General features: G+C 43.3%; 15 protein-coding genes. 13 read left to right on the forward strand and 2 right to left on the reverse strand.

What is annotated here, in order from left to right; all coding sequences use genetic code 11:
* Nucleotides 1-59: 59 nt before the first annotated feature.
* From FTU45_RS07020 to FTU45_RS07070, 11 genes are all read left to right on the forward strand, one after another.
* Nucleotides 60-656: a 6-carboxytetrahydropterin synthase gene (locus tag FTU45_RS07020; protein ID WP_180076195.1), complete on the forward strand. Its 597-nt coding sequence runs from the start codon at nucleotides 60-62 to the stop codon at nucleotides 654-656.
* 46 nt (nucleotides 657-702) lie between these two features.
* The gene (ung, locus tag FTU45_RS07025) at nucleotides 703-1,416 is read left to right on the forward strand and encodes a uracil-DNA glycosylase (protein ID WP_074383250.1); all 714 of its coding nucleotides are present in this window, start codon (nucleotides 703-705) and stop codon (nucleotides 1,414-1,416) included.
* The gene (locus FTU45_RS07030) at nucleotides 1,413-2,534 is read left to right on the forward strand and encodes an enoyl-CoA hydratase/isomerase family protein (protein ID WP_180076196.1); all 1,122 of its coding nucleotides are present in this window, start codon (nucleotides 1,413-1,415) and stop codon (nucleotides 2,532-2,534) included. Before ung ends, FTU45_RS07030 begins: the two co-directional genes overlap by 4 nt.
* Before the next feature lie 7 nt (nucleotides 2,535-2,541).
* Nucleotides 2,542-3,057, forward strand: a complete 516-nt coding sequence (gene tadA / locus FTU45_RS07035; RefSeq protein ID WP_100358124.1) for a tRNA adenosine(34) deaminase TadA — start codon at nucleotides 2,542-2,544, stop codon at nucleotides 3,055-3,057.
* 55 nt (nucleotides 3,058-3,112) lie between these two features.
* Nucleotides 3,113-3,544 carry an SRPBCC family protein gene (locus FTU45_RS07040; protein WP_180076197.1) on the forward strand — a complete coding sequence of 144 codons (432 nt, stop codon included), beginning with the start codon at nucleotides 3,113-3,115 and terminating at the stop codon, nucleotides 3,542-3,544.
* Between the two features lie 17 nt (nucleotides 3,545-3,561).
* Nucleotides 3,562-4,245, forward strand: coding sequence for a (d)CMP kinase (gene cmk / locus FTU45_RS07045; protein ID WP_180040955.1), 684 nt, complete (start codon nucleotides 3,562-3,564; stop codon nucleotides 4,243-4,245).
* A gap of 110 nt (nucleotides 4,246-4,355) precedes the next feature.
* A complete protein-coding gene (rpsA, locus tag FTU45_RS07050; RefSeq protein ID WP_005097313.1) occupies nucleotides 4,356-6,035 on the forward strand; it encodes a 30S ribosomal protein S1 in 1,680 nt (559 codons plus the stop codon).
* Nucleotides 6,036-6,198: 163 nt separating this feature from the next.
* Nucleotides 6,199-6,504: an integration host factor subunit beta gene (locus FTU45_RS07055; protein WP_005097312.1), complete on the forward strand. Its 306-nt coding sequence runs from the start codon at nucleotides 6,199-6,201 to the stop codon at nucleotides 6,502-6,504.
* 23 nt (nucleotides 6,505-6,527) lie between these two features.
* Complete coding sequence (locus FTU45_RS07060) at nucleotides 6,528-6,887, forward strand: lipopolysaccharide assembly protein LapA domain-containing protein (protein ID WP_074383247.1); 360 nt, start codon at nucleotides 6,528-6,530, stop codon at nucleotides 6,885-6,887.
* 36 nt (nucleotides 6,888-6,923) lie between these two features.
* On the forward strand, nucleotides 6,924-7,604 hold the full coding sequence (pyrF, locus tag FTU45_RS07065) for an orotidine-5'-phosphate decarboxylase (RefSeq protein ID WP_005097309.1): 681 nt from the start codon (nucleotides 6,924-6,926) through the stop codon (nucleotides 7,602-7,604).
* Nucleotides 7,605-7,717: 113 nt separating this feature from the next.
* A complete protein-coding gene (locus tag FTU45_RS07070; protein ID WP_074383246.1) occupies nucleotides 7,718-7,945 on the forward strand; it encodes a hypothetical protein in 228 nt (75 codons plus the stop codon).
* A 114-nt stretch (nucleotides 7,946-8,059) separates the two neighbouring features.
* Here FTU45_RS07070 and FTU45_RS07075 read toward each other — a convergent pair whose 3' ends face one another.
* Together FTU45_RS07075 and FTU45_RS07080 are read right to left on the reverse strand one after the other, a co-directional pair.
* Nucleotides 8,060-8,968 carry a lysine exporter LysO family protein gene (locus FTU45_RS07075; protein WP_180076198.1) on the reverse strand — a complete coding sequence of 303 codons (909 nt, stop codon included), beginning with the start codon at nucleotides 8,966-8,968 and terminating at the stop codon, nucleotides 8,060-8,062.
* Nucleotides 8,969-9,036: 68 nt separating this feature from the next.
* The gene (locus tag FTU45_RS07080; RefSeq protein ID WP_373685742.1) at nucleotides 9,037-10,536 is read right to left on the reverse strand and encodes a flavin-containing monooxygenase; all 1,500 of its coding nucleotides are present in this window, start codon (nucleotides 10,534-10,536) and stop codon (nucleotides 9,037-9,039) included.
* A 141-nt stretch (nucleotides 10,537-10,677) separates the two neighbouring features.
* On the opposite strand from FTU45_RS07080, the gene FTU45_RS07085 reads away from it, so the two are divergent.
* Together FTU45_RS07085 and zapE are read left to right on the forward strand one after the other, a co-directional pair.
* Nucleotides 10,678-11,685 carry an AraC family transcriptional regulator gene (locus tag FTU45_RS07085; protein ID WP_005097302.1) on the forward strand — a complete coding sequence of 336 codons (1,008 nt, stop codon included), beginning with the start codon at nucleotides 10,678-10,680 and terminating at the stop codon, nucleotides 11,683-11,685.
* 84 nt (nucleotides 11,686-11,769) lie between these two features.
* A complete protein-coding gene (gene zapE, locus FTU45_RS07090; RefSeq protein WP_005097301.1) occupies nucleotides 11,770-12,915 on the forward strand; it encodes a cell division protein ZapE in 1,146 nt (381 codons plus the stop codon).

Consider the following 12,915-nt stretch of genomic DNA (forward strand, 5'->3'; position numbering starts at 1 on the left):
CTGTAGTTTTGCTTTATAATCAAAATCAATTCACCTATTTTTTGACGACATTACGGCATATGTTAATTCGTAAGTTATTTAAGTTTGAGAATGCTCATATTGTGCGTAACTGCACGTCAGATCGCTGTAAGCGTTCGATCCATGGCCATAGTTATAAAGTCGAGCTACTGTTAAAAGCCTCGAAATTAGATCATGGGCAAATGGTCTATGACTTTGGTCTGCTTAAAGGTGTGATTAAGGATTTCTTTGATTCTTTCGATCATGCGATCTGTTTCTGGCAAAATGACGACCCGGAATATATTCAGGCTTGCAAAACTTTCAGTGCGCGATGGGTGTCGTTACCGGTATCACCATCGGCAGAGCAGTTTTCACGTATCTTTTTCTTTCTGGCGCAACAAGTGCTGGCATCGACCGTGACTCAAAATGGCGAAGGTGATGTCGAAGTCTATTCTGTGATTATGCATGAAACCGATACCGGTTATGCACAAAGCTTTTTAGAAGATATTCAAAATGAACAGATGGGCATTCTGAGTCTGAATCAAATTGAGTTCTCTGAACAGGTGCAAGCTGAATGGACCGATCCGGACATGTTGAACAAGCTGAAACAGGGCACAGCATTTCATAACCCGACTGTAGATTTACAGGTACAGATTTAAAGTCTGCGTGACTTTAAATCCATTGACATAGATTTAGGATTGAAGAATGTCTTTAAATGAACAGCAACTGGCCAAACTGAATAAGGTTCAGTTGGATGAAAGCTGGAAATATGGATTGAGTGAGTTTTTACTCAGTCCGAAAATGGACGAATTAAAAGCTTTTCTGATTGAAGAAAAAAAAGCAGATAAAACAATTTATCCTCCCAATCATCTGATTTTTAATGCCTTGAATACCACGCCGCTCGATCGGGTTAAAGTGGTCATTTTAGGGCAAGATCCTTATCATGGCCCGAATCAGGCGCATGGATTAAGCTTTTCGGTGCAAAAAGGGGTTGCATTGCCGCCATCTTTGCGTAATATTTTTCACGAGTTACATGCGGATGTCGGGGTTGAACGACCAAAGCATGGTGACTTGACGCATTGGGCAGAGCAGGGTGTGCTTCTGTTAAATGCAGTACTGACTGTAGAGGCAGGTCAGCCGACTTCGCATCAAAAGCGCGGTTGGGAAGAATTCACCGATCACGTCATTGATGTTTTAAATGAGCAGCGTGAACATATTGTCTTTATTCTTTGGGGCGCATACGCACAGCGTAAAGGACAGCGCATCAATCAGGACAAGCATCTCGTGTTAAAGGCCGCACATCCATCGCCTTTGGCCGCAAACCGTGGTGGTTTTTTTGGTTGTAAAGTATTTTCAAAATCGAATAACTATCTCAAACAACATGGCATTGAGCCTATAGATTGGCAGCTGGACGCATGACATATTCTCCCCTTACTAAAACTTATCATCCGGATTTGATCGTTGAAGAAGCGCATAATGGCTGGCGTATCGTTCGTTTAAATCGTCCAAAGTCTTTGCATGCTCTGGATGAATCGATTGCTTCTGCACTTTTGGAAGTATTTCAGGATTTTCATACGGATGACAGCGTAAAAGCGATCTGGTTAGATTCAACCACACCGAAAGCATTCTGTGCCGGCGGCGATGTGCGTAAATTACGTCAACTGGTCATTAACGATGAAGTGGCGGCTGCCAATAAGTTTTTTGAACAGGAATATGCGCTGGATCTGTTATTGCATAATTATGCCAAACCGGTTTTGGTCTGGGGTGAAGGTTATGTGATGGGTGGGGGCCTTGGTCTGTTTATGGCGGCACCTTTCCGTTTAGTGACGCCGTATTCGCGTTTGGCGATGCCTGAAATCAATATCGGTTTATATCCCGATGTGGGTGCAACTCGCTTCCTGGCCGATCGGGGCGCGATTGGTTTATTTACCGGCTTGACCGGTTCAATCATGACCGCTGCAGGTGCTTATGGGATTGGCTGGGCAACACATATTTGTGATGCACAGCGTGATTCAGTTTTAGATAAAGTGATTAATATTGACTGGGATCATTATCCTGCCGGTGACTTCCGTGCCATTGATGACACTTTAAATAGTATGCATCGTCCGGTAGGGCCAGGACCACTGCAAAACTCTCTGGATGTGATTCATAGTGTTTGTCGTGGCATCAACTTCGAGCATGATTATGAATCGATTATCGGTCTCAGTGATGCGCGCAGTGACTGGTTGCGTCAAGCCAGTGAAAATCTGCAAAAAGGTTCACCAACTACAGCTGCATTGACCTGGTTGCTCTGGCAATGGGGTAAGCAGGTACATTCCTGGAATGAAATTTTTGAACTGGAAACCCAGATTTCTGACTGGAAAATCCGTCATCATGATTTCGTTGAGGGGGTACGCGCGCGTCTGGTCGATAAAGACCTTTCTCCTGCATGGAAAAAGGGTGCAGATATGAGCTTAAAAGGTATTTTGTCTGCAAACCCTCCGGTGACCAATATTGAAAGCTGGAATGCCTTGTTAAAACAGTATGGTGTGATTTAAGTTTTACATGTCCGAAACACAATTGAGTCATGAATACTGGATGCAGCTTGCCTATGCGCAGGCTGCACTTGCTGCCGCACAGGGCGAAATTCCGGTGGGTGCGATTATTGTTAGTCAGAATCAGATCATTGGTCAGGGCTTTAATGCGCCGATTTCCTTAAATGATCCGACCGCGCATGCCGAGATTGTGGCGCTGCGTGATGCCTGTCAAAATATCCAGAATTATCGACTACCTGACGATGCAGTGCTGTATGTAACCCTTGAGCCGTGCACCATGTGTGTTGGTGCTTTGGTACATTCACGGGTTTCACGGGTAGTATTTGGCGCATTTGAAGCGAAAGCGGGTTCACTGGTCAGTGCACGTCAATTATTTGAAACGGGCTATTATAATCATGTATTTTCCTTTGAAGCAGGCTGCATGCAGCAGCAATGCTCCGAACAGCTTAGTGCATTTTTCAAGTTGCGTCGTGAGCAGAAGCGGCAACTCAGGTTACAAGAAAAATTATTAAATACGCAGAAATAAATCTACTTTATCGCTAAAATTCCTTAGTTTCGAATCTATAATTTCAGGAAAAATAATGCATAGCATTCAAGTAAAAAAAGAATTTCCGGCATCGATTGATAAAGTCTTTGATTTGATGTCCAAGCATACCGCCTATAATATTGCCTTTGCGCCGATGCAGGTTGAACGCATCAAGGATTCTGCAGATGCTGAACATCCGGATGGACTAGGTTCGGTGCGTGCTATGGGGGTGGGGCCGCTCAAGCCGCTGAAAGAGCAGATTACATTGTTTGAGCCGAATGCTCGTATTGAATATCAGATTATTAAAAATCCATTGATCAAGCATCATCTGGGGATTATCGAATTTGAAGCGCTGGCCGATGATAAAACCCTGGTCACCTATACGATTGAATTACAGGCGCGTGCGCCTTTTGTGAGTAAATTAATTCTTGCACAGTTACAGGCAGCGATTAAACTAGGCCTGACGAAACTCGCAAAATCTGTTTAAACAACAACGGGAAAGCAATGACAGTTCAAATTATTACCATTGATGGTCCAAGTGGGTCTGGCAAAGGCACGTTGGCAGCAAAACTGGCTGCACATTATCAGTTTCACTTATTGGATTCTGGCGCGCTCTACCGGCTTTTGGGTTTGTCATTGCATCACCATGATTTACTGGATTCAATGGACATTAAGTTGCCAGAATGCGTACAAATCGCAACAAATCTGGATATCCAGTTTGTCAGTAGCGAAACCGGGGTGCAGGTGTACTTGGATGGCGAAGATGTTTCCCAGACTATTCGAACTGAACGCGTCGGAGAATTTGCTTCAAAAGTTGCTGCAATTCCTGAGCTTAGAACGGCAATGGTTTCACGTCAACATGCTTTTGCACAGGCACCTGGTTTGGTGGCAGATGGCCGCGATATGGCCACAAGTATCTTCCCGCAAGCTCAGGCTAAAATATATTTGACTGCATCGGCTGAATCGCGCGCGCAAAGACGTGTAAAGCAGTTGCAGGGTATGGGGCTGGATGTTAAAATAAACGATATTTTAGCTAATATCATCGCGCGTGATAAACGAGATATGGAACGCACTGTCGCTCCACTCAAGCCTGCCGATGATGCTTACATTATCGATAGTTCAAATTTGAACATTGATGAGGTATTCCAGTTGATGACCACTTATGTGGACCAGCAGTTAGCCAATTAACCTGATTTTATCAGCAAACGCATAGCTTGATCAGTTTTATATGGACTATGTAGATGCTTAATTAAACCGGCCTTGTCTGATCCAAGACCGCTGACTTTATCGGAAATATCATGACCGAATCTTTTGCAGCCCTCTTTGAAGCAAGTGAATTAAACCTCAACGTTGAAAAGGGTGCAGTTATCCAGGGCGTTGTAGTAAGCATTGACTCTGATTGGGTAACTGTTGACACTGGCCTTAAATCTGAAGGCGTTGTTGACCGTGCTGAGTTCTTAAATGAACAGCGCGAACTTGAAGTTCAAGTTGGCGACACTGTAGACGTAGTTGTTGAAGCGCTTGACAACGGTATGGGTCAAACTGTTCTTTCTCGCGAAAAAGCTAAACGCGCTGAGACTTGGACTAAACTTGAAAAAATCTTTGAAGACGGCGAAATCGTTACTGGTGTTATCTCTGGTAAAGTTAAAGGCGGTTTCACTGTTGACATCGGTCCAGTACGTGCGTTCCTTCCAGGTTCTTTAGTTGATACTCGTCCTATTCGTGATACGACTCACCTAGAAGGCAAAGAGTTAGAATTTAAAGTAATCAAACTTGACGCTAAACGTAACAACGTTGTTGTTTCACGTCGTGCTGTTATGGAAGCTGAATCTTCAGCTGACCGTGAAGCTCTTCTTGCTCAGCTTGAAGAAGGTCAAACTGTTACTGGTACAATCAAAAACCTTACTGACTACGGCGCATTCGTTGACCTTGGCGGTATTGATGGTCTTCTTCACATCACTGATATGGCTTGGAAACGCATCAAGCATCCTTCAGAAGTTGTTGAAGTGGGTCAAGAAGTTACTGTTAAAGTACTTAAGTTCGACCGCGAGCGTAACCGTGTTTCTCTAGGTCTTAAACAACTTGGCGAAGATCCATGGTTAGCGATCATGAACCGTTACCCTAAAGGTTCAATCGTTAAAGCGCGCGTAACTAACCTGACTGACTACGGTTGTTTCGCTGAAATCGCTGAAGGCGTTGAAGGTTTAGTACACGTTTCAGAAATGGATCACACGAACAAAAACATCCACCCATCTAAAGTTGTTCAGATCGGTGATGAAGTTGATGTTATGGTTCTTGAAGTTGATGAAGAGCGTCGTCGTATTTCTCTTGGTATCAAACAAACTCGTGCTAACCCATGGGAAGAGTTTGCTAAAGACCACGACAAAGGTGAAAAAGTTTCTGGTACGATCAAATCTATCACTGACTTTGGTATCTTCATCGGTTTACCAGGCGGTATCGACGGTCTAGTTCACTTGTCTGATATTTCTTGGAACGAACAAGGCGAAGAAGCGATTCGTCGTTACAAGAAAGGCGACACTGTTGAAGCGGTTATCCTTTCTGTAGACGCTGAAGGCAACCGTATCAGCCTTGGCATCAAGCAAATGAACAACGATCCGTTCAATGACTTCCTTGCTGCTAACGAACGCGGTGCGTTGGTTAAAGGTACTGTAACTGCAGTTGATGCGAAAGGCGCGACTGTTAAGTTAGCTGACGAAGTTGAAGCGACTCTGAAAGCATCTGAAATCAACCGCGATCGCGTTGAAGATGCAACTAAGTTCCTTGAAGTTGGTCAAGAAGTAGAAGCGAAGATCATCAACGTTGATCGTAAATCTCGCGCAATCAACTTGTCTATCAAAGCGAAAGACGAAGCTGAAGAGAAAGAAGCAGTTGCTAACTTGAAAACAGCGCCAGCTGCTGGTCAAGACAATGGTCCTAAGACGATTGGTGACCTGATCAAAGCTCAAATGGGCAACTAAGTAGACGTTTGAATTGTATTGTTAATGTAAGTTAACTAATACTTTTTATACAAATACTGTAAACGGTAGCGTAGTATTTAATTATTGCGCTACCGTTTTGTATTTAAACAGGTTATTATCGGGAAATAGATCCCAAGTAGCTTGATAATTAAAGAGGTCGCAGATGACTACTGAAGCACTTAATAAGTCTGACTTAATAGAGCGCATTGCATTAAAAAATCCGCATTTGGCCGAGCCTTTAGTGGAAGAAGCGGTTAAAATTATGATTGATCAAATGATAGAAGCTTTATCATCTGACAATCGTATCGAGATTCGCGGATTTGGTAGTTTTGCATTGCATCATCGTGAGCCACGCGTGGGTCGTAACCCTAAAACTGGTAAATCTGTAGAAGTGGCTGCAAAAGCAGTTCCGCACTTTAAGCCAGGTAAGGCCCTTCGGGATGCTGTAAACGAATCTGCAAATAAATAATTGTAAATATTTACGGGGTGTTCATGCGTTACGTTCTGGTCGTTCTTTTATTGGTGCTGTTTGGCTATTCATTGGCTTTGGTTTTGCAAAATGGTACCGAATTGTCCGTGGACTTGTTATTTACTCAAGTTCCTGCAATGCGTCTAGGATTATTGCTGCTCCTTACCCTATCTCTAGGCGTCGTGTTAGGCCTGTTATTGGGCGTTCAAATCTTCCGGGTTTTCCAGACCAATTGGGAAATCAAGCGATTACGTAAAGACATTGAACATCTGCGTAAGGAACAGTTGAATACAGCCAAGTTAATGGCCGCTGAAGCAGCAGCCCATACCCGGCATGAAAAAACTGTATTAGATATTACCAATGAAAATCAAAGCCCATTATAATGGGCTTATTTTTTGCCTATTTGAAGGGATAATCTCTTGAGTATCATTGTTGCACTAGATGCCAAAAGCCAATTTGATGCCTTAGCCATTGCAGAACAGCTAGATCCTGCCTTGTGTCGACTAAAAGTGGGCAAAGAGTTATTTACCCATGAAGGTCCAATCATTGTCAGAGCACTTCAAGACAAAGGTTTTGATGTATTTCTGGATCTGAAATTTCATGATATTCCAAATACGACTGCACAGGCAGTCTGCGCGGCAGCTGATTTGGGTGTATGGATGGTGAATGTACATGCATCTGGTGGCCGAAAAATGATGGAAACCTGTGTGGAGCGTTTACAAGCAGGCAACTATAAAACTCAACTCATTGCTGTGACAGTGCTGACTTCAATGGGTCGTGAAGACCTCAAAGATATTGGTCTGGATATTGAGCCAAATGAGCATGTCAAGCGTCTGGCTCAACTGACCAAAAACAGTGGCCTGGACGGGGTGGTGTGTTCAGCTCAAGAAGCAAAAATGTTACGTGAAACATTAGGCCAAGACTTTGCTTTGGTAACACCCGGTATTCGTCCTGAAGGCTCAAATGCCGATGATCAGAAGCGTATTGTGACACCGAAACAGGCGATGCTGGACGGATCGACTCATCTGGTGATTGGCCGTCCTATTACCCAGTCTAAGAATATGCGTCAGACTTTAAAAGATATTTTGGCAACGCTTTAATATGGTTTGAATGACAAAAAGCCTTTCAGTCGAAAGGCTTTTTTTATACTGTTGCACTTGCCGCTTGAATCCGCCTATTGAAAAAAATGGTTATAAAATAAAAAGGAAAAATGATGACTTCATCTGAACCACAATTAGAAAAAGAACAGAATGACGTGATTCAAAATGTTCAACAGGCGGAACAGCTTAGGCAACAAGAACAGCAACAACAGCAGGCAAGCTCAGCAGATTGGACAACGGGGATCGATGTGGTCAGTTTGGCATCTGATGCCATCAGCCTTGCTTCGGATGTTATTGAAACAGTAGGCGATGCCTTAAGTGATATTGATTTAAGTTTTTAGTCAGCCTTTCTTGCTTGTGCTTCGTTTTAAAATCCTGCTTTAGAACTTAGTCAGGAAGGAAAGTTTCTCTTTAGAAAAGAGAGACTTAGGGGGATTGAGAAAGCAATAAAGCAATTAAATCGCTGCCAGTACACTCACCATGACTGGTGCTAACAATGACAAAATAAATCCACTGACCATAGCATGCGGAATAAAATCGTGACCGCATGCCTGCTTAACCATCGGTAAAGTCACATCCATTGCAGTTGCACCCGCTGCGGAAATGGCCGATCTTGGATATCTCCAGCCCATACAATACATCAGTAAGATGGCAAAAATTTCTCTAAACAGGTCATTCATTAGTGCAATGCTGCCGAGTTCTGCATTTCGAAGCTCGGTCACGACAACGCCTGACATTGAGTAAAATCCATAGCCTTGTGACAGCATGATCAAATCTTTCAGGCCAATCTGTGTGTTCCAGAATGAATACAGCATAACTGCGAATAATGAACCGAAGATACAACCGATTGGAACCAGAAGAATTTTGATATTTAACCAAGAACGATCCAGTGGCGAATAAGCCAGATCTAAACCAATGAAAAACATAAATATCAGTAACAAATGCCAGGTGCTAATGTGCAAGGATAAATCAAACAGAGTCAAGCCAGCATGTAAAAAGTATCCGCCTGCGAGTGCCAAAAAAGCATAACTCATATTCAGTAAGGATTTAATTACCAGATCAAGGGATACTCTGCCTGAACTGGGAAGAAAACCAGCCCACTTGAACAGCAAATAGCAAATAGCAAAAGCACCGAGTGATGTCAGAAAGGCAATGCTGATGGATGTACTCAGAATCTGTAGGGGATGCTGTAATTCATCCACAAGCTGTGAGAATTCAAAGGAAATCGCAATCAGTAACACATAGCTAAAATAAGGTAAGAGCTTGAAACAGATTTTAATCATCGATACTGGAATCCGTTTCGCCAAAGCAAAACCGAGTGCCAAACAGAGAAGAAGCTGAAAGATGAGCCAAAGCGATTGCATAAGTTTAATAGATTGAAAAAATTATCTTTAAATTATGCCATCGCTTGATGCTAGATGGTGAAAAGCTTTTAGCTAACTTTATTGAATAATCGATAATCTGCGGTATTGGGTTTCTTGGTTTTCAGCCAGTATTTCCAGGTATAAGTCGGCCATAGGGCAAAATTCTTGCCACCTTCCTGCTGATACCAGCTGACACAGCCAGATTGCCATACGGTCTGTTCAAACATATGTTGCACCTGCTGATTAAATGTATCTTGCGCCTGCTCTTTGACCATAATGGCATCGCTATGTGATTGATCGACCCGCTGCATGAGCTGTAAGATATAGTCAACTTGTGCCTCAATCATAAAAATCACAGAGTTGTGTGCCAATAGGGTATTTGGGCCCAGTAACTGAAATAGGTTTGGGAAACCTTTCATGCAAATTCCATAATAACTTTCAGCCCCCTGTTTCCAGACGTCATTGAGCTGTAGATTATCCAGCCCAGTACATTGAAAATTCTTCATATAGATGCGTGGATCGGTAATGAACCCGGTGCCATAAATCAGACAGTCAATTGGCCGTTCCTGACCATCTTGGGTAATGATGCTATTTTCAGTGAGTTCCTGAATCTTTTCAGTCACCAGTTCTACATTCCTGCGGTTAAAAGTCGGGAAATAGCTATTAGAAACCAGAATTCGTTTACAACCCATGATGTAATCCGGAGTGAGTTTTTGAGCTAACTCAGGATCTTTAATCTGGTATTTGATGAACAGTTCTGCCAGTTTCTGGGTGTATTTCATGATTCCGGGTTTAACGATGGGGATGACCCGCGATTCATTTGACCAATATAAGCGGGCACGGTGCAGTTTTCGGAACCAGTCATATTTTTCAAATAGTGTCTTTTCGAGAGGGTGATAGACACGTTCATCGCGAGGAATGATCCAGGCTGCAGTACGTTGCATGACATAGAGTTGTTTGCATTGTGGGGCAATTTCCGGAACATATTGAATGGCGCTGCCACCTGTGCCAATCGATGCGACATTTTTGCCATTTAAATCATAAGCATGATCCCATTGTGCAGAATGAAAGACTTTCCCTTGAAACTTCTCAATACCGGGGATAGGTGGAATCTGGGGAATATGTAAAGGCCCTGAAGCAAATATGACAAATTGGGCTTCCAGGATAGTTTGATCTTGTAACTGCAATTGCCACAGACAGCGCTCTGCCTGGTAATGCGCTGAAAGGACTTCAGTATTTAAGCGGCAGAACGCACGCAGCTTATAATCGTTTACCAGATCCTGAATATAGGAAAATATCTCGGGTGCTTCGGCATAGCGTTTTGACCAGTTACTTTTCGGAGCGAATGAGAGGGAATATAAATGTGACTGCACATCACAGGCTGCGCCAGGGTACTGGTTGTCTCGCCAGGTTCCACCAAATTCATGGCCTTTTTCCAGCAGAATAAAATCATGGATGCCTTGCTGCTGTAAACGTATTGCCATGGCAATACCGCCAAAACCGGCGCCAATAATGGCGACTTTGGTAAAGGGTGGCGAGCGGGTGGCACTTGTATTTTCCAGCATCATTGCATTCCTTGCTTATTTTAATAAGAGATTATTATCATCATTCACTGATAAAAGATTAGACCTAAAATTGATCTAAACGGCAATAGCAGTACACTTATTTTTATAGTACAACTAAGACTATCACATTGTATTTGTATGGTTATGAAACGTTCTGTTCTCAGTCTAATGTATTTGATTCAAGGGATGCGAAAGGCGGGCATAGACGTCGATCAGAAGCTACAAAACATTGGACTGCGTGTCGATGCCTTTGATCCTGGCTCGATTATTCATCCGAGTTTGGAACATGATGTACTTAAGGTGGTAGGGCAGGAAATCGAAGCTGAGCAGGGATTATTGATTGGCCAGCATTATGCATTGGCAGGTTATGGTCCGTTGTTGATGTTACTGGTTACCAGTCCGACGGTACGTGATGCGCTGCATCAGGTGATCCGCTTTCAACAGTTGACGCATTTGACAGGACAATTGGGTTTGCAACAAAGCGAGCATCATAGCGCGCTGTGTTATCGACCGAAAAATCTGGAAGATGGTTTGGGTGTGTTGCTGGCACAGGCGGAGATTTCGGGAACTTTCAAGTTTATCCGTGATATTTACAAAATGATGGGCCTGTCCAAACCTGATTTACGGATCGAGTTACCATTTGCCCATCCGCAAGAGCCGAACACCTTAAAAGTCTATCATGATTATTATGGGACACAGGTTCAGTTCGATGCACCAAGTGCGGCATTCTGGTTTGATGAAGCAGTTCTGGATATTAAAATTCCCTCTGCGGATACGGTGACCTTTGCGCTGTATGAAGCCAAGTGTTTTGCTGAATTGCAACGTTTGCAACAGGATGAGCAGACACCGACAGTGGTGCAGCGCGTTCAGGATTATCTGGAAATACAAAGTGGTTTGATGCCGAGCATGGCCGAAACTGCGCAGGCGCTAAATATTCCGGAGCGAACCTTGCGGCATCAGTTACAGCAGTGCGATACCAGTTATAAACAGATTCGCGAAGACATTATTAAAGATAAGGCTTTGCGATTGATTGAATATAAACAGTATTCAATTGAAATGATTGCAGAGTTGTTGGGCTATTCTGAGCCGGCTGCTTTTAACCATGCCTTTAAACGCTGGTTTGGGCAAAGCCCTCGGCAATATGTGAAATAGCCTAAGCTTGTTTATGCCAAAGTGTTATAGTGTGTTGATTAAACTCCGCTATAATTAAATTGATCCCAAATAGTACGAAATTCTATGTCTGATTTTAATTCACAGCACAGCACCGCCTTTAGTCCGATTTCTCCTGCAGAACGTTATGCACAAGCAATATCTTCGGGACAGTTTATGCCTGATGATGCACAGGCAATGGCAGTACATGAACTGAATCGTGTCTGGCTGGAATTGATTCAGCGTTTTAAGGCCTCGAAAAAAGCCTTTCGCCGTTTTCGCCGTCAGACTTCTCCCAATGGCGTGTATATGTGGGGTGGTGTGGGTCGTGGCAAAACCTGGTTAATGGATCAGTTTTATGATTCGATTCCATTTCGCCGTAAAACCCGGATGCATTTTCACCACTTTATGCAGCATGTGCATCGTGAATTAAATAAGCTCTCTGGGCAGCGTAATCCGCTGGATCTGGTCGCGGATCAGATTTATAAAGACGCGGTGATTATCTGTTTCGATGAGTTCTTTGTATCCAATGTCACCGATGCCATGATTCTGAGTGATCTGTTCCAGAAACTATTTGAACGCGGGATTACTTTGGTTGCAACTTCGAACATTGCCCCAGATGGTTTGTATAAAAACGGGATTCATCGTGACCGTTTCCTGCCGACGATTGAACTGGTCAAGAAAAACTGTGTGGTGTTAAACGTCGATGCCGGCGTCGATTACCGTTTACGCGTATTAAAACAGGCGCAGTTATTCAAATTCCCATTAACCCATGATCATAAAAACTGGATTGCGCAACGTTTCAGCGCTTTGACTCAGACGCAAACCTGCTCTGAAGAGCCGATTATCATCAATAACCGTATTGTGGAAACTGTGTCACATACCGAAGATGTATTGTGGTGCGAGTTTTCTGAGCTGTGTCTAAAACCACGTAGCCCGGCTGACTTTATTGAAATTGCCAATATTTATAATACGGTTTTAGTCAGTAATGTGCCGCACCTGACCGATTTCCTCAATGATGGGACGCGCCGTTTTATTTATCTGGTCGATGAGTTCTATGACCGTGGTGTCAAACTGTTATTGACCTCGGAAGACAATATTATTGATATTTACCAAGGTGAAAAACTGGTCTTTGAAATTGAACGGACGCGTTCACGTTTACTGGAAATGCAGTCGGATGAATATCTGAATTCTGAACATCGTCAGATTCAGAAAACTATCTCGAGTGAGTAG

The organism is Acinetobacter sp. YH12106, assembly GCF_013418995.1.
In the GTDB taxonomy this organism is placed as follows: domain Bacteria; phylum Pseudomonadota; class Gammaproteobacteria; order Pseudomonadales; family Moraxellaceae; genus Acinetobacter; species Acinetobacter pseudolwoffii.

Coding starts and splice junctions, on each gene's coding strand:
- FTU45_RS07020 (WP_180076195.1), top strand. CDS start 60: ATGTTAATTCGTAAGTTATTTAAGTTTGAGAATGCTCATATTGTGCGT.
- ung (WP_074383250.1), top strand. CDS start 703: ATGTCTTTAAATGAACAGCAACTGGCCAAACTGAATAAGGTTCAGTTG.
- FTU45_RS07030 (WP_180076196.1), top strand. CDS start 1,413: ATGACATATTCTCCCCTTACTAAAACTTATCATCCGGATTTGATCGTT.
- tadA (WP_100358124.1), top strand. CDS start 2,542: ATGTCCGAAACACAATTGAGTCATGAATACTGGATGCAGCTTGCCTAT.
- FTU45_RS07040 (WP_180076197.1), top strand. CDS start 3,113: ATGCATAGCATTCAAGTAAAAAAAGAATTTCCGGCATCGATTGATAAA.
- cmk (WP_180040955.1), top strand. CDS start 3,562: ATGACAGTTCAAATTATTACCATTGATGGTCCAAGTGGGTCTGGCAAA.
- rpsA (WP_005097313.1), top strand. CDS start 4,356: ATGACCGAATCTTTTGCAGCCCTCTTTGAAGCAAGTGAATTAAACCTC.
- FTU45_RS07055 (WP_005097312.1), top strand. CDS start 6,199: ATGACTACTGAAGCACTTAATAAGTCTGACTTAATAGAGCGCATTGCA.
- FTU45_RS07060 (WP_074383247.1), top strand. CDS start 6,528: ATGCGTTACGTTCTGGTCGTTCTTTTATTGGTGCTGTTTGGCTATTCA.
- FTU45_RS07070 (WP_074383246.1), top strand. CDS start 7,718: ATGACTTCATCTGAACCACAATTAGAAAAAGAACAGAATGACGTGATT.
- FTU45_RS07075 (WP_180076198.1), bottom strand. CDS start 8,968: ATGCAATCGCTTTGGCTCATCTTTCAGCTTCTTCTCTGTTTGGCACTC.
- FTU45_RS07080 (WP_373685742.1), bottom strand. CDS start 10,536: ATGATGCTGGAAAATACAAGTGCCACCCGCTCGCCACCCTTTACCAAA.
- FTU45_RS07085 (WP_005097302.1), top strand. CDS start 10,678: ATGAAACGTTCTGTTCTCAGTCTAATGTATTTGATTCAAGGGATGCGA.
- zapE (WP_005097301.1), top strand. CDS start 11,770: ATGTCTGATTTTAATTCACAGCACAGCACCGCCTTTAGTCCGATTTCT.